Source organism: Curtobacterium sp. MCBD17_021, from assembly GCF_003234525.1.
In the GTDB taxonomy this organism is placed as follows: Bacteria; Actinomycetota; Actinomycetes; order Actinomycetales; family Microbacteriaceae; genus Curtobacterium.
Genome location: NZ_QKTS01000005.1, coordinates 88,166 through 109,907, shown reverse-complemented (window position 1 = coordinate 109,907; position 21,742 = coordinate 88,166). Strand labels below are relative to the sequence as shown.

Here is a 21,742-nt window from a genome sequence, read left to right as displayed (position 1 = left end):
TCCCGACACGGTCCACACCGTGCCGACCCGACTCCACCGAACCAGCGCCCAGGAGCACAGCATGGCCATCGTCAACGACGCCCGCACCGCGATCCGTCTCGTGCTCCGGCTGGTGCGGTCGCGGCAGGTGCGCGGCCGGTTGGCCCGCCGGCTGCCCTCGGCACCGACGCCCGCGCCCGGCTCCGTCGAGATCGCCGTGTACTTCGCCGACGGACCGGTGAACATGTACCAGATCCGGCAGTGGTACGGCCCGCTGGCCGAACTGTCCCGACACCGCGGCGTCGCGATCGTGTCGCGGAACCCCGGCACCATGCTGGCGCTGCTCGACGAGTCGCCGGTCCCCGTCGTCTACGCACGGCAGGTGGTGGACCTCGAGCGGTTCGTCGCGGAGCAGTCGCCGAAGACGGTGCTCTACGTCAACCAGAACGCCCGGAACTTCCAGATGATGCGGTACGGGCGCATGTGGCACGTCTTCGTGAACCACGGTGAGAGCGACAAGATGTACATGACGACGAACCAGTTCAAGGCGTACGACTACGCCCTGATCGCCGGTGACGCCGCCCGTGACCGGCTCGCCGATGCGCTGTGGGACTACGACCTGGACGCCAGGACGATCGCCATCGGCCGTCCCCAGGCGGACCACTTCGTGGGGGAGCCCCCGTACCCCGCCGACGAGCGGACCGTCGTGCTCTACGCACCGACGTGGGAGGGAGACCGCGGCGCTGCGGCCTACGGGTCCATCGCGAGCCACGGGACGACGATCGCCGAGCGGGTGCTCGCGTCGCCGCAGCACCGCTTCGTGTACCGGCCGCACCCCCGGAGCGGCGTGGTCGACCCCGGGTACAAGGCCGCCCACGAGCGGATCGTCGCCGCCATCGCCGCGGCCAACGCCGCCGACCCGTCGGCGCACCACGTGTACGACGACGGGCCGACGCTGGGCTGGCAGCTCGCGGGCGCCGACGTCGCGATCACCGACATCAGCGCGATGATCTACGACCGGCTCGCCGTGGGGCGGCCCCTGCTCGTGACCCGTCCGGTGTCCGCGGACGCCGAGGTCGACGAGCGCGGGTACCTGTCCGACGCCGACTGGCTCCGGGCCGAGGACGCCGGAGACGTGCTCGCGCGCGTGGACCGGGCCGCGAACGACGCCGAGCAGCTCGCTCGCCTGCGGCACTGGGTCGAGCGCTACTTCGGCGACACGACGCCCGGTGCGGCGACCTCGCGCTTCCACGCCGCGGTCGACCGCCTGGTCGCACGCTGGCACGAGGTCGCCGCCGAGCGCTCCGGTCGCTGAGGACCCGGACCGACCCCGGATCAGGGAGCGAGCCCGGGCCCGGCCAGGGACATCCGCCACAGGTACTCGGAGCGGTCCGGTCGGCGCCACCGCACGATGACGACGCCGGTCTCGTCCGGGGCGGCACCGAACACGGCGAGGGACAACCCACGGCCGGGCTCGAGCCGACGCACGACGAGCGGCGGGGAGTACCCCGTGCCCAGATGCGTCAGGTCGATGCCGTCGAGGGTCTCGCTGCTGGTGTTGGTGATCTCGTACCGCCGTGGGGCGGCCGATCGGTCGACGGTGAACGGGACTGGGTAGGCGGTGCTGGGGTGGTGCATGGGCAGCACGCTAGGGGTGGGGTCCGACGTCGGGGCCCCGCCGGCCCCCCGGAGGACACCGGGCTGTGGAGCGCGCTGCGGGAGGCCCGGGTTGTGGAGGAGAGGCGCTCAGGCCCCGTGGTCCGCGTTGTAGCGGTCGAGGGCCTCGTCGATCGGCCCGTCGAACTGCAGACGGCCCTTGTCGAGGTACAGCCCGCGGTCGCAGAAACGGCGCAGGTCCTTGTCGCTGTGCGAGACGAAGAACAGCGTGCGCCCGCCGGCCAGCAGCTCCTCGATGCGCTTGTAACACTTCTCGCGGAAGGCCTTGTCGCCGACGGCCAGGACCTCGTCGACCAGGATCACCGGCTCGTCCAGCCGCGAGATCACGGCGAAGGCGATCCGCACCTTCATGCCACTGGAGAGGTGCTTGTACGGGGTGTCCACGAAGTCGCCGATCTCGGCGAAGGCGATGATCTCGTCGAACGCGTCGCGGATCTCGGCCCGCGACATGCCGTGCAGGCCGGCGGTCAGGAAGACGTTGTCGCGGACGGTGAGGTCCCCGACGAACCCGCCGGTGATCTCGATGAGGGGGGCGACACCGGCACCGACGTGCACGCGACCCTCGTCCGGGAGCATCACCTGCGCCACGAGCTTCAGCAGCGTGGACTTGCCCTGTCCGTTCCGACCGACGACGCCGATCGCCTCGCCCGGGCGCACGTCGAACGACACGTTCCGCAACGCCCAGAACTCGTCGGCCTTGCGGCGGCGCTGTCCGCGTCCGAACAGGTCCTTGAAGCTCCGGCTCGCCCGACGGTTGCGCTTGAACCGGATGCCGGCGTCGGTGACGGAGATCACCGGTGCGGTGGTGCTCGCGGTCACGGAGGGTTCGGTCGTGGCCATCACAGCTCCTTGAGGACGCGGTGCTCGCTTCGGCGGAAGACGACGACCCCGACGACGAGCACGACCGCGGTGACGACGACCGATGCGGCCACCTCCACCCAGTCGAGCTGGCCCGGGAAGAACGCCGAGCGGTAGATGCCGAAGATGCCGCTGAGCGGGTTGATCGCGGCGAGGCCGTGCAGCACCGGGGGGAGCGCGTGCGTGCCGTAGATGATCGGGGACGCGTAGAACATGAACCGGAGCACGAGCTTCACCGCGCGCTCGAGGTCGCGGAAGAAGACCACGAGCGGCGCCACGATGAGCCCCAGACCGTAGACGAGGGTGGCCTGCAGCACGATCGCGAGCGGCCAGAGCACGGCCTGCCAGTGCAGGTGCGCGCCGGTGGCGACCGCGAAGACGGCGAGCACCGGGATGCTCAGCAGGAACTCGATGGCCTTCGACGCGTCGATCCGCGCCACCCAGATGCTCCGCGGGATCGTCGTCGAGCGGATGAGCTTCGACTCCTTGATGAAGGCGCGTGTCGAGTCCGAGACGCCGCCGGTGAACCACATCCAGGGCAGCAGGGCCGTGAGCAGGAACACGATGTACGGTTCCTCACCCACCGACCCGCGGTGGAACACCTGCGTGAAGACGAACCAGTAGATCGCCGACATCACCAGCGGGTCGAGGATCGACCAGAAGTACCCGAGGGCCGACGTCGAGTACCGCACACGCAGGTCGCGGACGGTCAGCAGCCAGAGCGCCTGACGGTACCGGCGGCCCGCGCCACGGGACCGCATCGGTGACGCCGCGACGGCGGCTGACTGCGTGCGCGTTCCACTCATGGGTTCCCTCCGGCCGTGACGACGCCGGAGGGAGGAGACGACCAGGGGGTCCTGACGCTGGTCAGGCGAACAGGTCGTTCGCGCGCTCGAGGTCCTCGGCGAAGTCGATCTCGACCGCGTAGAGGTCCGAGATGTCGATCGGCGTCCAGCGTAGCCCGTCCTCGGCGATGGCAGCCTCGATGCCGCCCTCGAAGTACTCCTGGTCGTCGACCCGGCCGAGCTGGCGCACGAGGGCCTGCTTGTCGGCCGCCGAGACGTAGTTGATGCCGACGGCTTCACCGAGCCCACCGACGACCTTCTTCGACAGCTTCGCGATGAAGCCCTCGGCGTCGACGGTGTACTTGACCTCCTCGTCGGAGACCTTCTCGGTGTTGACGCTGACGAACGAGCGACCTTCGTCGATCATGTCGGCGGCACGGACGAGGGCCATCGGATCGAAGACGACGTCGCCGTTCATCCAGAGGACGCCGCTCTTGCCGGTCGCCTTGAGGGCGCGCAGCAGGCTCTTCGAGGTGTTCGTGGAGTCGTAGGACTCGTTGTAGACGAAGTTCGCCTCGGGGAACGCCTCGACGATGTACTCCGACTTGTAGCCGACGACGATGGTCACCCGGGCGCTCGACCCGAAGGCGGCGCGGATGTTGTCGAACTGCTGCTGCATGATGGTGCGGCCGTCGCTGAGTTCGGTGAGCGGCTTCGGCAGGCTGCGCCCGAGGCGGCTGCCCATCCCCGCTGCGAGGATCACGATCTGCGTGGTCATGCTTGTCCCTTCCGGTGTCCGCCCGCCCCGTGCGGTGGAGTCGCCCGGGGGCGCTCCGTGTGGGGCTGGGTGGACTCTTCGAGTCTGCTCGTCATCCGTGCGAGAACGCCGCGGATCGCGTGATCCGGAGCGACGTGCGCTCCGTACGGCGACCGCTCCGGCTCGTCCGGACGGGTTTCCGAGTGGTGAACACTGCATCGTGTCTCGGTGAATGATACGGAACGAGCCGGGAGCGGGGTACGGCTCGCCCGGCATCGTGTTCGGATCGTGACCCGGCCGGACGCGGCCCAGCGGGCGGTCGGAACCGTTGGTACGGTTGGGCTCGTGTCGGCAGGAACAACGGGAGACGACGACGTGTACAGCACGTCGGACGCCACATGGACGGCCGATCAGGACGACGACGCGAACGCTGCCCCGGGGACAGGCAGTACCGCTGGCTCGAGGACGGGCAGCGGCGACCACGACGACACGGGGGACACGGGTGCGCAGGGTGCGCCCGCGGGTGACGAGATGACGGACGAGACGACCGGCAGTGCGGTCCAGGCCCCGGAAGGCGCCGGGGCGGACGCCCCGCCGACGGCCGCCGCGGGGGCGACCCCGGCGCGACCGGTGAAGAAGGGCAAGAAGCGCTCCGGACGGGCGACACGCCCGCAGGGGGCAGCAGCGGCGCGCACGCCCGAGCAGCGGGCCGAGCGCGGCGGACAGGAGGCGCGGGACGGTTCGGGCACGGGCGCTCGGGACGCGTCCGGTGCATCCGGCGCCTCGACGAGTGCACGGCCGTCGGCCAAGCGGCCCACCGCGCGTCCGAACGTGCCACAGCAGCCCGTCGTGCTCCGTGCCGACGGCCTCGTCAAGCGGTACGGACAGACCCTGGCGGCGGACGACGTCGACCTCGAGATCCGCAAGGGCTCGATCTTCGGCGTGGTCGGTCCGAACGGGGCGGGCAAGACGACGACGCTGTCCATCCTCACGGGCCTCCTGCGTCCCGACGCCGGCTCGGTGACGGTGCTCGACCACGACGTGTGGGCGGACCCGACCGCTGCCAAGCGCGCGATGGGCGTCCTGCCGGACCGGCTCCGGCTCTTCGACCGCCTGACCGGCGCGCAGATGCTGTTCTACTCGGCGACGCTCCGCGGGCTCGACGGTGCGACCGCTCGCAGCCGGAGCGCCGACCTCGCCGAGGCGTTCGGTCTCGGCGACGCCCTCGGCCGACCCGTCGCGGACTACTCCGTCGGCATGGCGAAGAAGATCGCCCTCGCCGCCACGCTCATCCACTCGCCGCGCGTGCTCGTGCTCGACGAACCGTTCGAGTCGGTCGACCCGGTCAGCGCGACGACCATCACCGACATCCTGCGGCGGTACACCGCCGGGGGCGGCACCGTCGTGCTCTCCAGCCACTCCATGGAACTGGTCCAGCGCACCTGCGATTCCGTGGCGATCATCGTCGGTGGCAAGGTCCTGGCCGCCGGCACCATGGCGCAGGTGCGCGGGCGCCGCAGCCTCGAGGACACGTTCGTCGAACTCGCCGGCGGTCGCCCCGTCGCGGAGAGCATGGAATGGTTGCACAGCTTCTCCGGCTGAGGGCCGACCTGCTCGCGGGCGAGGTCCGCGGGGGAGCCCGCCGGTCCGTGGCCGTCGTGCTCGGCAGTCTCGCCGCCCTCGTCGTCGCCGTCTGGGTCGCGTCCGTGTTCATCGACCTCCGCGCCGCCGACCCCGCGGCCGCCCGGGCCGTCGTGGTGCTGGTCGGTGCCGCCGTCGCCGTCGGCTGCACGTTCGTCCCGCTCGCCGTCGGGGTGGCGGACCCGCTCGACCCGCGGCGCTTCGCCGTGCACGGCATCGGTCGCAAGGACCTCGCCGTCGGGTTGGGGCTCGCCGGACTCCTGGGCATCCCGGTGCTCGCGGTCGCGGTGCTCGCCGTCGCACAGGTGGTGACGTGGAGCCGTGGGGTCGGCCCGGTGCTCCTCGGCGTCCTCGCGGCCGTCCTCGTCGTCGCGACGACCGCGCTGCTCCTCCGGGTCGGCAGCGCCGTCGGCGCGTGGCTCTTCCCGGCACACCGCGTCCAGGACGCTGCCTGGTCCGTCGCGTTCGTCGTGGTCGTGCTGCTCGTGGCCACGGTGCCGCTGCTGCTCCGTCCCGACTGGATCGACCCCTCCGGCGCCGAACTCCAGGGCATCGCCGACGTCGCCGGCTGGACGCCGTGGGGCGCCGCGTGGGCCGTCCCGGCAGATGCGGCGAGCGGGCACGTCGGCGCTGCCGTCGGCAAGCTCGCCGTCGCACTCGTCGTCGTCGGGGTGCTCGCGCTCGCCTGGTGGGGGCTGGTCGGACGGTTGCTCGTCACGGTGTCGGGGCAGACCCGAGCGCGCCACCACCGCACGCTCGGCTGGTTCGACCGGCTCGGGTCCACCCCCCTCGGTGCGGTCGCCGCCCGGGCGCTGACCTACTGGGGTCGCGACCCGCGGTACCGCAGCTCGTACCTCATCCTGGTCTTCGTGCCGCTCGTGGTGGTGCCGCTCGGTGTCGCCGGGGTGCCGTGGGCGTGGACCGCGCTCGCACCGCTGCCGCTCTTGGCGCTCATCGCCGGGTTCCTGCCGCACAACGACGTCTCCTACGACAACACGGCCGTCTGGCTGCACGTCGCCTCGGGTGCCCCCGGGTGGACGGACCGCCTCGGCCGTCTGGTCCCGCTCATCGTGGTCGGCCTGCCGCTGCTCGTCGTCGGAGCCTGGCTGTCGGCCAGCCTGTACGGCGACCCGATCGCCTTCCCGCTGCTCGTCGGGGTCTCGGTGAGTGCCCTGCTCGGCGGACTCGGCCTGTCGAGCATCGTGTCGGTCGTGCTGCCCTACCCGACGGTCCGGCCCGGCGACCACCCCTTCCAGCAGCCGCAGGCCGCCGGCGCCACGGCCACCGTCGCGCAGACGCTGATGGTGCTCGGCACCCTGGTCTGCATGGTCCCCGCCGGCTGGTCCGCGGCCGTGGTCCTGCTCCACGGCGGCGACGCCTGGCCCACCCTCTGGCTCGGGGTCGGCGTCGGGCTGGTGCTGCTCGTGGTCGGCGTCGTCGTCGGCGGTGCGGTGTTCGACCGACGCGGTCCGGACCTCCTGGCCGCTGCCCAGCGCAACTGACGCGGCGCACCGCGGACCGGGGCGCCCCACCCGGCGCACCGGACCCCGGGCGCCCCACCCGGCGCACGCGACCGGGCAGGGTGGGACCGGAGCCCGCGGAGGCAGCGCGACCGCGGACGGCGACGTACGCTGGTGTCATGAGCACGACGGAACCCGGTGGTGGCGGCCTCGACGTGATGGACCGCGAACTCGAGAAGCTCCTGGAAGAGGAGGCGATCGAGCCCGGCGACCACGAGCGGTTCTCGCACTACGTCAAGAAGGACAAGATCCTCGAGTCCGCCCTGACCGGCAAGGCCGTCAAGGCGCTGTGCGGCAAGAAGTGGATCCCGGGCCGCGACCCCGAGAAGTTCCCGGTCTGCCCCGACTGCAAGAAGATCTACGAGCGGATGAAGTCCGAGTAGCACCGGGCCGCAGGCGCGCCCGCCCGCGGGGTCAGATGACGAGCGTCGGGATCGCCGGGTCGCCGCGACCGATGCGCTCCGCGTCCGCCGGCAGTTCGGCCTTCGCCCGCTTGTGGTGCGCCCGCGCCGCCTCGACGCCCGCGACGCCGAGGAACGCCGGGTCCACCTCGCCGCGCGTGACCACGGGCACGAGCAGGTCGCGCTCGTCCGGCCCGACCGAGCCGGAGGTGAGCACGACCTCCGCCGTCGCGATGCCGTTCCGCAGCCGGCGTCCCGCCTCCTTGCGGCCGCCGGTCGACGCCTTGTCGGCGGACTTCTTGGCGACCGGCACCCACTCGCCGGCGGGGGAGTGGTGCGCGACGAGCTTGAACACCATGCCGGCTGCCGGGTGTCCCGAGCCCGACACGACCGAGGTGCCGACGCCGTAGGAGTCCACCGGCGCGGCACGGAGCGCGGCGATCGTGTACTCGTCCAGGTCGTTCGTGACCGTGATCTTCGTGCCGGTCGCGCCGAGCCGGTCGAGCTGCGCGCGGACGCTCGCGACGACCGACGGCAGGTCGCCGCTGTCGATGCGGACCGCGCCGAGCTTGCCGTCCGTCAGGCGGACCGCCGTCTCGACCGCGGCCTCGATGTCGTACGTGTCGACGAGCAGCGTCGTGCCGCTGCCGAGGGCGTCGAGCTGCGACCGGAAGGCGGCCTCCTCGGAGTCGTGCAGGAGCGTGAAGGCGTGCGCGGCGGTGCCCATCGTGGGGATCCCCCAGGTGCGCCCGGCCTCGAGGTTGCTCGTCGCGCCGAAGCCCGCGATGTACGCGGCCCGGGCAGCGGCGACCGCGTTCCACTCGCCGGTGCGGCGCGAGCCCATCTCGGCGAGCGGTCGGCGGTCGGCGGCGGAGACCATGCGGGCCGCGGCGGAGGCGATCGCCGAGTCGGCGTTGAACACGCTGAGCGCGAGGGTCTCGAGCATCACGGCCTCGGCGAAGGTGCCCTCGATCTGCAGGACGGGGGAGTTCGGGAAGAACACCTCGCCCTCGCGGTAGGCGCGGACGTCGCCGCTGAACCGGTAGTCGGCGAGCCAGCGTGCGGTGCCCTCGTCGATCACCCGACGGTCACGGAGGAAGCCGATCTCCTCGTCGCCGAACCGGAACTCCGTGAGCTGGGTGAGGAACCGCCCGAGCCCGGCGGCGACGCCGTACCGGCGCCCGTCCGGCAGGCGGCGGGCGAACACCTCGAAGACGCAGCGGCGGTCGGCGGTGCCGTCCTTCAACGCGGCGTCGACCATGGTGAGTTCGTACTGGTCGGTGAGGAGCGCGGTGGTCACCCCACCGACCCTAGCCAGGACCGGGCCGACAGGCACGGATCGGACCCTGGAGGCCCGGAGCGCGACGGCGGGTCGGCGCGCGTCGGTACGCTGGTCACCGTGACGGATGCACCGATCGGAGTCTTCGACAGCGGCGTCGGCGGGCTCACGGTGGCCCGGGCGATCATCGACCAGCTGCCCCGCGAGAGCGTCCGCTACGTCGGGGACACCCTGCACTCGCCGTACGGCCCGAAGCCGATCGCCGACGTCCGGCGGTACGCCCTGCAGGTGATGGACGACCTGGTCGACCAGGGTGTCAAGGCGCTCGTCATCGCCTGCAACACCGCGTCCTCGGCCGTGCTCCGCGACGCCCGCGAACGCTACGAGCAGGCCGTCGGGATCCCCGTCGTCGAGGTCATCCAGCCTGCGGCCCGCGCCGCCGTCAAGCAGACCCGCACCGGCCGCATCGGTGTGATCGGCACGATCGGGACGATCGCCTCCCGTGCCTACGAGGACGCCTTCGCGGTCGCCGCCGACGTCACCCTCACCACCGCGGCCTGCCCCCGTTTCGTCGAGTTCGTCGAGGCGGGGGACACCTCGTCCGCCGGTCTCCGCGAGGTCGCCGCCGGCTACCTCGCCCCGGTGCGGGACGCCGGCGTCGACACCCTCGTGCTCGGCTGCACGCACTACCCGCTCATGTCCGCCGCGATCCAGTACGTCATGGGGCCGGACGTCACGCTGGTCTCGAGCGCCGAGGAGACCGCGAGCGACGTCTACCGACGCCTGGTCGAACACGGGCTCGAGCGCACGAGCACCGAGCCCCCGAGCCACTCGTTCGAGGCGACCGGCGCCGACCCGGCCGGCTTCATCCGACTCGCCCGCCGGTTCCTCGGGCCCGAGGTCGCGAGCGTCGGCCACCTGGAGACCGGCGCCATCACGCTCCCGCGCGCCCCGCGCTGACCATGCCCGCGCCGCCACCCGGCGGGCGCACGACGACCGGACCACCCGCACCGAGCCTCCAGGCCGGACCGAGAGGAACACCATGAACGCCACCGACGGACCCGCCCGCATCGACGGCCGCACCACCACCGACCACCGACCCGTCACCATCGAGCGGGGCTGGAGCACCCAGGCCGAGGGCAGCGCCCTCATCTCGTTCGGCAACACGAAGGTCCTCTGCACCGCCTCGTTCACCAACGGGGTGCCGCGGTGGATGGCCGGCAAGGGGACCGGCTGGGTCACCGCCGAGTACTCGATGCTGCCGCGGTCCACCAACGAGCGCATGCAGCGCGAGTCGATCAAGGGCAAGGTCGGCGGCCGCACGCACGAGATCTCGCGGCTCATCGGCCGCTCGCTGCGTGCCGTGGTCGACATGAAGGGCCTGGGGGAGAACACCCTCGTCCTCGACTGCGACGTGCTGCAGGCCGACGGCGGCACCCGCACCGCGTCGATCACCGGCGCGTACGTCGCGATGGCCGACGCGATCGAGTGGGGCCGGTCGAAGGGCTTCATCGGCAAGAAGGCGACGCCGCTGACCGACAGCGTGCAGGCGATCTCGGTCGGGATCGTCGGCGGGGTGCCGATGCTCGACCTGGCGTACGAGGAGGACAGCCGCGCCGACACCGACATGAACATCGTCACGACCGGGTCGGGGAAGTTCATCGAGGTCCAGGGCACCGCCGAGCACGCGCCGTTCGACCGTGACGAGCTGGACGCGCTGCTCGACCTCGGGCTCGCCGGCAACGCCTCGCTCGCCGCGGTCCAGCGCGCGGCCCTGGGGCTGGCCTCGTGACCGGCACGGTCGTCCTCGCGACGCACAACCAGGGGAAGGTCGTCGAGCTGCGGGACATCCTCGGGGACGCGCTCGGTGGGATCGAGCTCGTCGCCTACGACGGGCCCGAGCCGGTCGAGGACGGTGACAGCTACGCGGCGAACGCCCTCATCAAGGCCCGTGCTGCGGTCGCGCACACGGGGCTGCCCGCGCTCGCGGACGACTCCGGCATCGCGGTCGACGCGCTCGGCGGTGCACCGGGCATCCACTCCGCCCGGTACGCCGGCACCCGGGTGGACGCGGACAACATCGCGCTCCTCCTGCAGAACCTGGAGGGCGTGGTCGAGCGGACCGCGGCCTTCGTCTGCGCCGCGGCGTTCGTGACGCCGTCCGGTACCGAGCACGTGTTCGAGGCGGTCTGGAACGGCGAGGTCGGCACCGAGCCCGTCGGTGACGGCGGTCACGGCTACGACCCGGTGTTCCGACCGGACGACGCGGACGGATCGGCGGCGCAGCTGACCCGCGCCGAGAAGAACGCGCTGAGCCACCGGTCGAAGGCGTTCCGGGGCATCGCGCCCATCGTCCGCGAGTGGTTCCAGGGCGCGGAGCGGTAGCCGCACGGCGCGTCCGGGTGTCGGCCGAGACGCCTCGGTCGGGGCGCGACGCCGCCGAGGACGTGAGACGCCGCCGGGTCCGGCGGCGTCTCGGTGCTCTCGCGGCGTCCCGCACCGACGGGCCCGTCTCGCACGCGGGCCCGCCGGCTCCTACTGCTCGGCCTGCTTCGCCTTGCGGGAGTTGCGGAAGTAGGTGAGGAGGGCGGGGACCACCGTGACGACGACGGCCGCCAGCAGGATCACGTCGATGTAGTTGCGCACGATGTACGCGACGGCGGGGATGTAGCCGAGGAAGTACCCGAGGAAGGTCACACCGACCCCCCAGACGACGGCGCCGACGGCGTTGTACAGCGAGTACTTCCGGTAGTCCATCCGACCGACCCCGGCCGCGATCGGTGCGAAGGTCCGCACGACGGGGACGAAGCGGGCGAGGATCACCGCGAGGGCGCCGTACCGGTGGAAGAACGCGTTCGTCCGGTCGACGTTCGCCTTCGAGAACAGTCCGCTGTCCTTGCGCTCGAAGATCGGCGGTCCGGCCTTCTTGCCGATGTAGTAGCCGAGTTCCCCGCCGATGAACGCGGCGGCACCGATCATCAGCGCGACGGCCCAGATCGGGATCCCGCCGATCTGCCCGTCACGGTCGAAGGCGAACAGGCCCGTGATGACGAGCAGGCTGTCCCCGGGGAAGATGAAACCGACCAGCAGGCCGGTCTCGGCGAAGATGATCGCGCAGACGACGAGCACGGCGAACGCCCCGAAGTGGTCGAGGATGTACTGCGGATCCAGCCAGGGGATCAGGGCGAGTGCGACGGAGTGCATGGTTCTTCCGGTCGGCGGACGAGGGCGGACAGTGCACCCGCCGGACCGAGGGTACCGTGCGGGCGTGCCCGGCCCATCCGTCGCGAGGGTGACGTCGCGGGCCCCGCCGCACGGCGAGCGGACGGGCAGGGCGCCGCTCGCCGACACGGCGGTCCCCGGTGCGGAAGGAGGGACTCGAACCCTCACGCCGAAGCACAGGAACCTAAATCCTGCGTGTCTACCGATTCCACCACTCCCGCTGGCCGACCCAGTGTACGCAGGAGCCCGTCCGGCGGACGGTGGGCGGTCCTCCCGGACGGTGCCGACGTCACGTCGGGACCGGCTGCGCCGCGACCGGGGCGCGCGGGGCTCGTCAGCGCAGCGACCGCGGCAGGTACCGCGGCACGTACCGGAGCAGGATGCCCGCGCCGAGCAGACCGAGCACGCCCATCACACCGCTCGCGACCGCGATCGTCGCGACCGCGGTGACGCCCGAGATGACGAGCGGTGCCGCGGCGGAACCGAGGTCGCCGGTGAAGCGCCACGCGCCGAGGAACGGCGCCGGACGGTCGGCCGGCGCGAGGTCGGCGCCGAGCGTCATGAGGATGCCGGAGCCGACACCGTTCGCGAGGGACATGGCCATCGCGACCGCGATGAACCAGCCGACGCGGGCGTCGAGGTGGTCGCTCCAGGCGAGCAGGAAGTAGCAGATGCTCAGGCCGAGCATGCAGGGCAGGGCGCTCGCCAGGCGGCCCCAGCGGTCCATGATCTGCCCGCTCGTGTAGAACAGCGCGAAGTCGACGGCCCCCGCGATGCCGATCACGAGCGCGGCTGACGAGTCGTCGAGGCCGACGGCGACCGCCCAGAGCGGCAGGATCACCTGGCGACCGGCGCGCATCGCGCCGATGAGCGCGGCGCCGCTGCCGAGCCGGACGAGGACCCGGTGGTGGGAACGGAGGGTGCGGAAGAGGCCTTCGGACTCCTCCTTGACGAACTGCTCGCCCTCGTGGTCGGGCGTCCCCGTCGCGGACCCGTCCGTCGTGCGGGGTCCGTCCGTCGCGTCGGCGGGTGCCGGCCGGGAGGCCCGGGTCGGCCGCTGCAGGCCGCGCGCGCCCGTCGCGGGGTCGCGGATGACGAGGAGCACCACGGCTGCGCCGAGGCAGCACACGACGTGCACCCAGAACGCGCTCTGCGTCGTCCCGGTGAGGTGCACGACGCCGGCCGCGAGGAACGGTCCGACGAAGTACCCGAACCGGAACACGCCGCCGAGGCTCGACAGTGCCCGCGCCCGGATCCGCAGCGGGATCGCGGTGGTCATGTAGGCGTGTCGGGCGAGTGCGAACACGGCGGTCGACAGGCCGACCAGGAAGACCCCGACCGCGAGCACGAGCGGGTTCGGGGCCGCCGTGCAGACGAGCAGGCCGAGCACCGAGACGACGGCGGCGCCGATCATCGCGTTCCGCTCGCCGATCCTCGCGACCACGACGCCGGAGGGGACGTCGCCGATGAGCTCGCCGACCAGGATCAGCGAGGCGACGAAGCCGGCGATCGCCAGGCTGGCTCCGAGGGAGTCCGCCGCGATCGGGATGATCGGGATGATCGCGCCCTCGCCGATCGCGAAGAGCGCCGCGGGCAGGAACCCGGACAGCAGGACGCCCCGCAGGTCGAAGGAGTCGTTCGGAGTGCTCGTCATCGTCGAGCAACGGTACGCCGGTGTCGGAGTTACCCTGGACGCATGCGTGTTCTGGCGGCGATGAGCGGTGGGGTCGACTCGGCGGTGGCGGCTGCCCGGGCGGTCGAGGCCGGTCACGACGTGGTCGGCGTGCACCTGGCCCTCAGCCGGATGCCGGGCACCCTCCGGACCGGCAGCCGCGGGTGCTGCACCATCGAGGACTCGATGGACGCACAGCGGGCCGCCGCCGCACTCGGCATCCCGTACTACGTCTGGGACTTCTCGGCGCGGTTCAAGGAGGACGTCGTCGACGACTTCGTGGCCGAGTACCAGGCCGGCCGCACCCCGAACCCCTGCATGCGGTGCAACGAGCGCATCAAGTTCGCCGCGCTGCTCGAGAAGGCGCTCGCCCTCGGCTTCGACGCGGTCTGCACCGGCCACTACGCCTCCATCGTCACCGGCCCGGACGGGTCGCGTGAACTGCACCGTTCGGCGGCGTGGGCGAAGGACCAGTCCTACGTGCTCGGCGTCCTGACCGCCGAGCAACTCCGGCACGCGATGTTCCCGCTCGGGGCCACGCCCTCGAAGGACGAGGTCCGGGCCGAGGCTGCTGCCCGCGGCCTCACCGTCGCACAGAAGCCCGACTCGTACGACATCTGCTTCATCCCCGACGGCGACACCCGTGGCTGGTTGGCCGACCGCGTGGGCAGCGCGACCGGTGACGTCGTCGAGCGTGACGGCACCGTGGTCGGCTCGCACGAGGGTGCGCACGGCTACACGGTCGGGCAGCGCCGCGGTCTGGCCCTCGGTCGCCCCGCTGCCGACGGCAAGCCCCGGTTCGTGCTCGAGATCCGGCCGAAGGACAACACGGTCGTCGTCGGACCGAAGGAGGCGCTCGACGTCGCCTCGCTCTCCGGCACGCGCTACACCTGGGCCGGTGCGGCACCGGCCGACCCGTCGGAGCCGTTCCGGTGCGACGTGCAGATCCGCGCCCACGCCGACCCGGAGCCCGCCACCGCACGGGTCGAGGACGGCGCGCTCGTGATCGTCCCCGACGCGCCGCTCTCCGGCGTCGCGCCCGGGCAGACCGCGGTCGTGTACGTCGGGACGCGGGTGCTCGGGCAGTGCACGATCGACACCACCGTGTCGGCGGCACCCGTCCCCGCCTGACCCCCGTCCCACGCCGTCCGCGTGCGGCGCTCCCGGCCAGCGCGGACGGTGCGACCAGGGTCGGTGGCGCGCGGTAGAACTGACACATGAGCGACACCGACGCGACCTTCGAGACCATCGACCCCGCGGGGCTCGACGCCGCGCAGGCCGCTCGGGAGGTCGAACGGCTGCGCGCCCGCGTCACGGAGCTCCGACACGCCTACTACGAGGGCAACGGTTCCCCGGTCGCCGATGCCGAGTACGACGCCATGATGCGCCGGTTGGACGCGATCGAGCAGCGGTTCCCGGAGCTGCTGACCGAGGACAGCCCGACGCAGACCGTGGGCGGGCAGGCGCAGACGACGCAGTTCGCGCCGGTCGAGCACGCCGAACGCATGCTCAGCCTCGACAACGTGTTCAGCCCGGACGAGCTGACGGACTGGGCGCTCAAGGTCCAGCGCGACGCCGGGGCCGAGCGGGTCCGGTTCCTGACCGAGCTGAAGATCGACGGGCTCGCGATCAACCTGCGGTACGAGCACGGCCGGCTCGTCTCGGCGGCGACCCGCGGCGACGGCGTCGTGGGCGAGGACGTCACCGGCAACGTCCGCACGATGGGCACCATCCCGGACCGGCTCGCCGGCACCGGACACCCGCCCCTCGTGGAGGTCCGTGGCGAGATCTTCTTCCCGGTCGCGCAGTTCGACGAACTGAACGCCCGGCAGCGTGATGCGGGTGAGCGCGTGTTCGCGAACCCACGGAACGCCGCCGCGGGGTCGCTCCGGCAGAAGGAAGAGGGCAAGTCGCCGGCGAAGCGCGAGCTCATGGTCGACCGGCTCCGCCGACTGCGGATGCTCGTGCACGGCATCGGCGCCTGGCCGGTCCGCGAACTCGAGCGTGACACCGACGTCCGGGCGCAGTCCGAGGTCTACGAGCTCCTGCACGAGTGGGGGCTGCCGACCGGGACGCACCACCGCGTGTTCGACTCGGTGCAGGACGTCCTGGGCTTCGTCAAGGACTACGGGGAGCGTCGGTCCGCGGTCGAGCACCAGATCGACGGCATCGTCATCAAGGTCGACGACCTCGCGTTGCACGAGGAGCTCGGCTCGACCTCCCGTGCCCCGCGCTGGGCGATCGCCTACAAGTACCCGCCGGAAGAGGTCCACACGAAGCTCCTCGACATCGTCGTGAGCGTCGGACGGACCGGGCGTGCCACCCCGTTCGCGTCGATGGAGCCGGCCGAGGTCGCCGGGTCCGTCGTGCGCCAGGCCACCCTGCACAACCAGCAGGTCGTCAAGGCGAAGGGCGTCCTGATCGGCGACACGGTCGTGCTCCGCAAGGCGGGGGACGTCATCCCCGAGGTCCTCGGGCCCGTCGTCGAACTCCGCGACGGCACCGAGCGCGAGTTCGTGATGCCGACCGAGTGCCCGGAGTGCGGGACACCCCTGCGCCCGGCGAAGGAGGGCGACATCGACCTCCGCTGCCCGAACGCCGAGAGCTGCCCGGCCCAGGTGCGCGGGCGGGTGGAGCACATCGCCTCGCGCGGCTCGCTCGACATCGAGGGCCTCGGCGAGGTCGCGGCGGCCGCCCTGACGCAGCCGGTCCACCCGGAGACCCCGCCGCTCGTGACCGAGGCCGGTCTCTTCGACCTCACGATGGAGGACATCGTCCCGATCGAGGTCATCGTGCGGGACGCCGAGACCGGCATGGAGAAGACCGAGGACGGCGGCGCCCCGAAGCGGGTGACCCCGTTCAGCCGGGCGCGCAAGAAGACCGACCCGCCGTACGACCCTGACGCCCGCGGCGCCGACTACACCGGCGAGCCGACCCGCTACCCGTCGAAGAACGCGTTCGAGATGCTCGCGAACATCGACGCGGCGAAGACCAAGCCGCTGTGGCGCATCCTGGTCGGCCTCAACATCCGACACGTGGGGCCGGTGGCCGCCCGGGCCCTGGCGAACCACTTCGGCTCGCTCGACGCCATCCGTTCGTCCTCGCGCGAGGACCTGGCCGCGGTGGACGGCGTCGGCGGCATCATCGCGGATGCGCTGCTCGACTGGTTCGAGGTCGACTGGCACCGCGAGATCGTCGACCGCTGGACGGCCGCGGGCGTGCAGCTCAGCACGCCGGGTCACCCGGGTCCCGGTGCCGCGGTCGCCGAGGGCGGCGTCCTCAGCGGTGTGACCGTCGTCGCGACGGGGTCCCTCGAGGGCTTCACGCGAGAGGGCGCACTCGAGGCGATCATGGCCGCCGGTGGGAAGGCAGCCTCGAGTGTCAGCAAGAAGACGGACTTCGTCGCCGCCGGTCCGGGTGCGGGCTCGAAGCTCACGAAGGCCGAGCAGCTCGGCGTCCGGGTCATCGATGCCGCCCAGTTCGCCGTCCTCGTCACCGAGGGGCCGGCGGCACTCGCCGACGCTCCGGCGGAGGGCACGGACGAGGACGGTGGAACCGGGGCCGTCACCGCAACCGACGCCGAGGCAGCAGCCGACGCCGCCCGCTGACCCGACCGCTTGCACGTCGGAGCGGGATCCGGCCGCTGCGACGCGCCCGCGGGTGTCCCCAGTTCGAGGGACAAGTTGCATCCCGCATGACCCCCGAAGGGCCGTTCTCCCTAGACTCGACAGAGCATCACCTGTCGTCTGCAGGGGAACGACAGGCTGGCCTTCCAGGGGGAGACCCGTTTGCTGTTCATCGCCGCGGCGCTGCTGACCGCCTCGATGCACTCACTGGGAGTGGTCGAGGCCCCGGCCGTGCCCACGAGTACCGTCGCCCGGGTGACGGCGTCCGCGCCCATGCGGCACGCGCCTCCCGAGATCGCGCCCGGCCCAGCCGTCGACGCCCTGGCGGCCGCGTCCGGCCAGGCCTGGCTCGACGTCCTCGCGGCAGCGCCGCCGACGGTCCTCCGGGCGGCCGACTCGGACGCCCGGGTGACCGCGACCGCGATGGACGACCCGCCGAGCAGCACGCTCGTCACCGCATGGTGGGCAGCGCTCACGCCCGCGAGCCGGACGGTCCTCACCGATGACGCCCCGGTGGTGGTCGGGAACCTCGACGGCGTGCCGTTCGACGTCCGGGATGCCGCGAACCGCGCGGTCCTGACGTCGGGGCTCGCCGATCCGCAGGCCTCGACCGCGCTCACCGCGATGCTCGGGCAGGTGCAGGAGTCACTGGCGCAGGAGCCGGGGGACCCCCGCAAGTACCTCGTCACCCTCGACACCCGGGGGAGCGGTCGGTGTGCGATCTCGGTGGGGGACATCGGCACGGCCGGGCACGTTTCGGTCGTAGTCCCGGGCATCTTCTTCACCGTCAACGGGCAGATGGCGGACTTCACCGCGACGGCCGGCGACGTGTACCGGGAGCAGGCGACCCTCGCTCCCGTGGCGGCTCCGGCGGACGGCGCCGGGGTGGCGGTCCTGGCCTGGATGGGGTACCGCACGCCGGGCATCTCGGACTTCATGTCGCTCGACCTCGCGCACCTCGGCGCGGACCGGCTCGTCCGGACGCTCGACGGCATCCGTTCCGTCCGCACCGGCCACGAACCGCGGCTCGGTGTCGTGGCGCACTCGTACGGGTCGACCACGGCGATGATCGCGCTGTCGTCGGGACGGGTCTCCGTCGACAGCCTCACCATGCTCGGATCCCCCGGGAGCTCGGTGACGACGGCCGACCAGCTCGCGGTGACCCCGGGAGAGGTGTACGTCGGTGGAGCCCACTGGGATCCGGTCGCCGGGACGGGCTTCTTCGGCACCGACCCCGGACTCGCCGCCTTCGGGGCAGCACGGCTCGACCTCCTCGCCACCGACGACCCGGACGGACGCGGCGACGTGTTCCGCCAGCCCTTCGGGCACAACGACTACTTGAAACCGGGCACCGCCTCGCTGCACGACGTGGCGCTCATCGCGGTGGGGCGGGGTGACCTGGTCCGGGGCGAGCACCGCGAGGGCGACGGGCCGGACGGCGGTGTCGTGCAGGCGACCCCGGACATGTACCTCGTCCGCCCGCAGGACCTCCAGCCTCGCGACTGACCGCCACCCGGGGCAGGCAGACGTGACCAGATCGTGACCGGAGGTGCGCTGGCAGGCGATCCGTGCCTCCAGGCCGCGGCGTCGGGGTCGGTCCGGGCCGGTCTCGGCCCTTCCTGTGGGGCTGCGCAGTCGCGGGGCGCCGGGCAGCAGACCGGACCCAGCACGGCTCCTTACCGTCCTCGACATGCGAATCGCGCGCCGGCCGGGGGCCTTCCTGATGTTCGTCGTCATGTCCGTGCTCGCCGGGCTGCTGGTCGCCGTCGCGGTGACGCCGACGGTGGCGGTGGCGGGCGAGGGGGCCTCGGGGGCCGCGGAGTTCTTCGAGGACCTGCCGAGCTACCTCGACATCCAGACCCCGCAGCAACTCTCGACGGTGTACGCGAAGCAGGGCGGCAAGGACGTCCCGATCGCCTCGTTCTACGCGGAGAACCGCACGGACGTGACGTCCTCGCAGATCGCCGACACCCTCAAGCAGGCCGCGATCGACACCGAGGACCCGCGGTTCCGCGACGAGGGCGGCATCGACGTCGTCGGCACCATCCGAGCCACCATCGCCGACGCCCTGCACGCGGGGGTCCAGGGCGGGTCGAGCATCACGCAGCAGTACGTGAAGAACGTGCTCGTGCAGCAGTGTGAGCAGCTCACCGGCACGGACCCGGCGTCGACCAAGACGAAGGTGGACGCCTGCTACGACAAGGTCGCCGGCCAGACCAAGGCCCGGAAGCTCCAGGAGATCCGGTACGCGATCGCGGTGGACGAGAAGTACACGAAGGACCAGGTCCTGACCGGGTACCTCAACATCGTCGGCCTCGGCGGACGCGTCTACGGGGCGGAAGCCGGAGCGGAGTACTACTTCGGCGTGCACGCGGCGGACCTCTCCCTCGTGCAGTCCGCGACCCTCGTGGCGATCCTCAACAACCCGTCGTACCTGCGCATCGACGAGCCGGACAGCACGGCGAACGGTGCCGCGAACGGGTACCGGCTGACGAAGGTCCGGCGTGACTACGTCCTGCGCCGGATGCACGCCCACGGGACGATCTCGTCGGCGGAGCTGCGCAAGGCCGTGGCGACGCCGATCACCCCGCGGATCACCGACACCGCGAACGGGTGCTCGAGCGCCGCGACGGAGTACGACGCGGGGTACTTCTGCGACGCCGTCCGGTCACAGGTGCTCGCGGACCCCGCGTTCGGCAAGACGGCCTCGGACCGGATCGCGACGCTCGACACGAAGGGGCTGTCGATCCACACCTCGCTCGACCTCGACCTGCAGCACACCGCGCAGGCAGCGCTGTCGTCGTACGTCCCCACCACCATGGCGGGCGTCGACGCCGGCGGCGCGAACGTCACCGTCGAGCCGGGGACCGGGCGCGTGCTGTCGATGGTGCAGAACACGGACTACACGCAGTCGGACGCGCCGGGCGCCGGTGCCACGGCGGTCGACTACAACGCCGACCAGGCCGTCGGCAGCTCGGGCGGGTTCCCGACCGGCTCCACCTACAAGGTCTTCACGCTGGCGGACTGGCTGGCGAACGGACACACGTTGTCCGAGTCGGTGTCGACGACCGAGCACACGTTCCCGCAGTCGGAGTTCACGAACTCCTGCAGCCCCCTCGGCGGCGAGCCGTGGCAGGTGGCCAACGCCGAGGTCGTGCCGGCGTCGATGAGCGTGCTCGAGGCCACCGTGGAGTCGATCAACACCGCGTTCGGTGCGATGGCGAAGCGACTCGACCTGTGCGGCATCCAGAAGACCGCCGAGGCGATGGGCATCCACCAGGCCGACGGCAGTGCGCCCGACTCGAACCCGGCATCGGTCCTGGGGACGAACCCGCTGTCACCGATCGACCTCGCGGAGGCCTACGCCGGCTTCGCGAACGGCGGCGTCGTCTGCACGCCGACCACGATCGACTCCGTCACGACCGCCAGCGGCGCCACGATCCGACCGACCCCGTCGACGTGCACGCGCGGCGTCAGCGCCCAGGTCGCGGGCACCGTCGACTCCGCGCTCCAGGGCGTGCTGGCGGGGAAGGGGACCGCCGCGAGTGCGGACCCCGGCGACGCGGTGCCCAAGTTCGCGAAGACGGGCACCACCGACGGCGACGAGCAGAACTGGCTCGTCACCTCGTCGACGAAGTACACGAACGCCACGTGGATCGGCAACGTGCAGGGGCACGTGCGGTTGGCGGACTGGCCGTTCCTGCAGGGCACGACCGGGTACAGCGCGAAGTTCGGGGTCGGCAAGCAGATGATGGCCTACCTGGACGGCGTCATCGGCGGGGACGCGCTGCCGGCACCGGACCCGGCGATGATCGGCACTCGTGTGGCGGCGGGAGCGGCGCCCGGAGCGAGTGCGCAGCAGGGGACGCAGGTGCCGTCGCCGCAGTCACCGGCGCCGACGAGCCCGGAGTCGGCCGGCGGCGCCGGGCGGGCGGCGGTGCCCGGCGTGGGTGACCCGACCCCCGCTCAGCGCTCCCAATAGACTGGGCGGCATTCCACGAACCGATCGACGGAGCACCATGCCTGACATCACGAGCGAGCAGGTCGCCCACTTGGCGAACCTCGCACGTATCGCACTCACGCCCGACGAGATCGAGAAGATGACCGAGGAGCTGTCACTCATCGTCGACAGCGTCGCGAAGGTCACCGAGGTCGCGACCCCGGACGTCCCCGCGACGAGCCACCCGGTCCCGCTCGAGAACGTCTCCCGCCCCGACGTGGTCGGCCAGACGCTGACCCAGGAGCAGGCGCTCTCCGGCGCCCCCGACTCGGACGGCGAGCGCTTCCGGGTGACCGCGATCCTCGGCGAAGAACAGTAGGCGGAA

At 72.0% G+C, this 21,742-nt stretch carries 19 protein-coding genes and 1 tRNA gene; 12 read left to right on the top strand and 8 right to left on the bottom strand.

Going from position 1 to position 21,742, the window contains the following annotated elements; translation table 11 throughout:
- Window positions 1-61: 61 nt before the first annotated feature.
- Window positions 62-1,294, top strand: a complete 1,233-nt coding sequence (locus DEI83_RS06690) for a CDP-glycerol glycerophosphotransferase family protein (RefSeq protein ID WP_111081082.1) — start codon at window positions 62-64, stop codon at window positions 1,292-1,294.
- Window positions 1,295-1,314: 20 nt separating this feature from the next.
- Here the strand turns inward: DEI83_RS06690 and DEI83_RS06685 are convergent, their stop codons facing one another.
- The 4 genes from DEI83_RS06685 to DEI83_RS06670 form a co-directional block, all read right to left on the bottom strand.
- Window positions 1,315-1,617 carry a hypothetical protein gene (locus DEI83_RS06685; RefSeq protein ID WP_111081011.1) on the bottom strand — a complete coding sequence of 101 codons (303 nt, stop codon included), beginning with the start codon at window positions 1,615-1,617 and terminating at the stop codon, window positions 1,315-1,317.
- A gap of 108 nt (window positions 1,618-1,725) precedes the next feature.
- Window positions 1,726-2,496 (bottom strand): ABC transporter ATP-binding protein, encoded by a 771-nt coding sequence (locus tag DEI83_RS06680; RefSeq protein WP_111081010.1) that lies wholly within the window; start codon window positions 2,494-2,496, stop codon window positions 1,726-1,728.
- Window positions 2,496-3,320, bottom strand: a complete 825-nt coding sequence (locus DEI83_RS06675; RefSeq protein WP_181431105.1) for an ABC transporter permease — start codon at window positions 3,318-3,320, stop codon at window positions 2,496-2,498. The genes DEI83_RS06680 and DEI83_RS06675 overlap by 1 nt, the downstream gene beginning before the upstream one ends.
- A gap of 61 nt (window positions 3,321-3,381) precedes the next feature.
- On the bottom strand, window positions 3,382-4,077 hold the full coding sequence (locus tag DEI83_RS06670; RefSeq protein ID WP_110823712.1) for an NTP transferase domain-containing protein: 696 nt from the start codon (window positions 4,075-4,077) through the stop codon (window positions 3,382-3,384).
- Window positions 4,078-4,401: 324 nt separating this feature from the next.
- On the opposite strand from DEI83_RS06670, the gene DEI83_RS06665 reads away from it, so the two are divergent.
- From DEI83_RS06665 to DEI83_RS06655, 3 genes are all read left to right on the top strand, one after another.
- Window positions 4,402-5,658, top strand: a complete 1,257-nt coding sequence (locus DEI83_RS06665) for an ABC transporter ATP-binding protein (RefSeq protein WP_258371084.1) — start codon at window positions 4,402-4,404, stop codon at window positions 5,656-5,658.
- Entirely contained in the window at window positions 5,634-7,199 is a 1,566-nt protein-coding gene (locus DEI83_RS06660; protein ID WP_146243258.1) for an ABC transporter permease, read from the top strand. Before DEI83_RS06665 ends, DEI83_RS06660 begins: the two co-directional genes overlap by 25 nt.
- Window positions 7,200-7,336: 137 nt before the next feature.
- On the top strand, window positions 7,337-7,600 hold the full coding sequence (locus tag DEI83_RS06655) for a DUF3039 domain-containing protein (protein WP_111081008.1): 264 nt from the start codon (window positions 7,337-7,339) through the stop codon (window positions 7,598-7,600).
- A gap of 31 nt (window positions 7,601-7,631) precedes the next feature.
- Here DEI83_RS06655 and DEI83_RS06650 read toward each other — a convergent pair whose 3' ends face one another.
- A complete protein-coding gene (locus DEI83_RS06650) occupies window positions 7,632-8,918 on the bottom strand; it encodes a nicotinate phosphoribosyltransferase (protein ID WP_111081007.1) in 1,287 nt (428 codons plus the stop codon).
- A 99-nt stretch (window positions 8,919-9,017) separates the two neighbouring features.
- Here DEI83_RS06650 and murI point away from each other — a divergent pair, with 99 nt between their 5' ends.
- The 3 genes from murI (at window position 9,018) to rdgB (ending at window position 11,282) form a co-directional block, all read left to right on the top strand.
- The gene (gene murI, locus DEI83_RS06645) at window positions 9,018-9,857 is read left to right on the top strand and encodes a glutamate racemase (RefSeq protein ID WP_111081006.1); all 840 of its coding nucleotides are present in this window, start codon (window positions 9,018-9,020) and stop codon (window positions 9,855-9,857) included.
- Between the two features lie 82 nt (window positions 9,858-9,939).
- Window positions 9,940-10,689: a ribonuclease PH gene (gene rph, locus DEI83_RS06640; protein ID WP_111081005.1), complete on the top strand. Its 750-nt coding sequence runs from the start codon at window positions 9,940-9,942 to the stop codon at window positions 10,687-10,689.
- The gene (rdgB, locus tag DEI83_RS06635) at window positions 10,686-11,282 is read left to right on the top strand and encodes an RdgB/HAM1 family non-canonical purine NTP pyrophosphatase (protein WP_111081004.1); all 597 of its coding nucleotides are present in this window, start codon (window positions 10,686-10,688) and stop codon (window positions 11,280-11,282) included. Before rph ends, rdgB begins: the two co-directional genes overlap by 4 nt.
- A 150-nt stretch (window positions 11,283-11,432) precedes the next feature.
- On the opposite strand, the gene DEI83_RS06630 is transcribed toward rdgB, so the two are convergent.
- The 3 genes from DEI83_RS06630 to DEI83_RS06620 form a co-directional block, all read right to left on the bottom strand.
- Window positions 11,433-12,101: a DedA family protein gene (locus DEI83_RS06630; RefSeq protein WP_111081003.1), complete on the bottom strand. Its 669-nt coding sequence runs from the start codon at window positions 12,099-12,101 to the stop codon at window positions 11,433-11,435.
- 159 nt (window positions 12,102-12,260) lie between these two features.
- Window positions 12,261-12,340: transfer RNA gene (locus DEI83_RS06625), tRNA-Leu, on the bottom strand.
- Between the two features lie 113 nt (window positions 12,341-12,453).
- Complete coding sequence (locus tag DEI83_RS06620) at window positions 12,454-13,773, bottom strand: MFS transporter (RefSeq protein WP_111081002.1); 1,320 nt, start codon at window positions 13,771-13,773, stop codon at window positions 12,454-12,456.
- Window positions 13,774-13,815: 42 nt separating this feature from the next.
- On the opposite strand from DEI83_RS06620, the gene mnmA reads away from it, so the two are divergent.
- The 5 genes from mnmA (at window position 13,816) to gatC (ending at window position 21,736) form a co-directional block, all read left to right on the top strand.
- Window positions 13,816-14,922: a tRNA 2-thiouridine(34) synthase MnmA gene (gene mnmA / locus DEI83_RS06615; protein ID WP_111081001.1), complete on the top strand. Its 1,107-nt coding sequence runs from the start codon at window positions 13,816-13,818 to the stop codon at window positions 14,920-14,922.
- 86 nt (window positions 14,923-15,008) lie between these two features.
- Window positions 15,009-17,399 (top strand): NAD-dependent DNA ligase LigA, encoded by a 2,391-nt coding sequence (ligA, locus tag DEI83_RS06610; protein WP_111081000.1) that lies wholly within the window; start codon window positions 15,009-15,011, stop codon window positions 17,397-17,399.
- Window positions 17,400-17,648: 249 nt separating this feature from the next.
- Complete coding sequence (locus DEI83_RS06605; protein ID WP_146243257.1) at window positions 17,649-18,923, top strand: alpha/beta hydrolase; 1,275 nt, start codon at window positions 17,649-17,651, stop codon at window positions 18,921-18,923.
- 184 nt (window positions 18,924-19,107) lie between these two features.
- Window positions 19,108-21,399, top strand: coding sequence for a transglycosylase domain-containing protein (locus DEI83_RS06600; protein ID WP_146243256.1), 2,292 nt, complete (start codon window positions 19,108-19,110; stop codon window positions 21,397-21,399).
- 37 nt (window positions 21,400-21,436) lie between these two features.
- Complete coding sequence (gatC, locus tag DEI83_RS06595) at window positions 21,437-21,736, top strand: Asp-tRNA(Asn)/Glu-tRNA(Gln) amidotransferase subunit GatC (RefSeq protein ID WP_111080997.1); 300 nt, start codon at window positions 21,437-21,439, stop codon at window positions 21,734-21,736.
- Window positions 21,737-21,742 lie beyond the last annotated feature (6 nt).

Coding starts and splice junctions, on each gene's coding strand:
- DEI83_RS06690 (WP_111081082.1), top strand. CDS start 62: ATGGCCATCGTCAACGACGCCCGCACCGCGATCCGTCTCGTGCTCCGG.
- DEI83_RS06685 (WP_111081011.1), bottom strand. CDS start 1,617: ATGCACCACCCCAGCACCGCCTACCCAGTCCCGTTCACCGTCGACCGA.
- DEI83_RS06680 (WP_111081010.1), bottom strand. CDS start 2,496: ATGGCCACGACCGAACCCTCCGTGACCGCGAGCACCACCGCACCGGTG.
- DEI83_RS06675 (WP_181431105.1), bottom strand. CDS start 3,320: ATGAGTGGAACGCGCACGCAGTCAGCCGCCGTCGCGGCGTCACCGATG.
- DEI83_RS06670 (WP_110823712.1), bottom strand. CDS start 4,077: ATGACCACGCAGATCGTGATCCTCGCAGCGGGGATGGGCAGCCGCCTC.
- DEI83_RS06660 (WP_146243258.1), top strand. CDS start 5,634: ATGGTTGCACAGCTTCTCCGGCTGAGGGCCGACCTGCTCGCGGGCGAG.
- DEI83_RS06655 (WP_111081008.1), top strand. CDS start 7,337: ATGAGCACGACGGAACCCGGTGGTGGCGGCCTCGACGTGATGGACCGC.
- rph (WP_111081005.1), top strand. CDS start 9,940: ATGAACGCCACCGACGGACCCGCCCGCATCGACGGCCGCACCACCACC.
- DEI83_RS06630 (WP_111081003.1), bottom strand. CDS start 12,101: ATGCACTCCGTCGCACTCGCCCTGATCCCCTGGCTGGATCCGCAGTAC.
- DEI83_RS06620 (WP_111081002.1), bottom strand. CDS start 13,773: ATGACGAGCACTCCGAACGACTCCTTCGACCTGCGGGGCGTCCTGCTG.
- mnmA (WP_111081001.1), top strand. CDS start 13,816: ATGCGTGTTCTGGCGGCGATGAGCGGTGGGGTCGACTCGGCGGTGGCG.
- ligA (WP_111081000.1), top strand. CDS start 15,009: ATGAGCGACACCGACGCGACCTTCGAGACCATCGACCCCGCGGGGCTC.
- DEI83_RS06600 (WP_146243256.1), top strand. CDS start 19,108: ATGCGAATCGCGCGCCGGCCGGGGGCCTTCCTGATGTTCGTCGTCATG.
- gatC (WP_111080997.1), top strand. CDS start 21,437: ATGCCTGACATCACGAGCGAGCAGGTCGCCCACTTGGCGAACCTCGCA.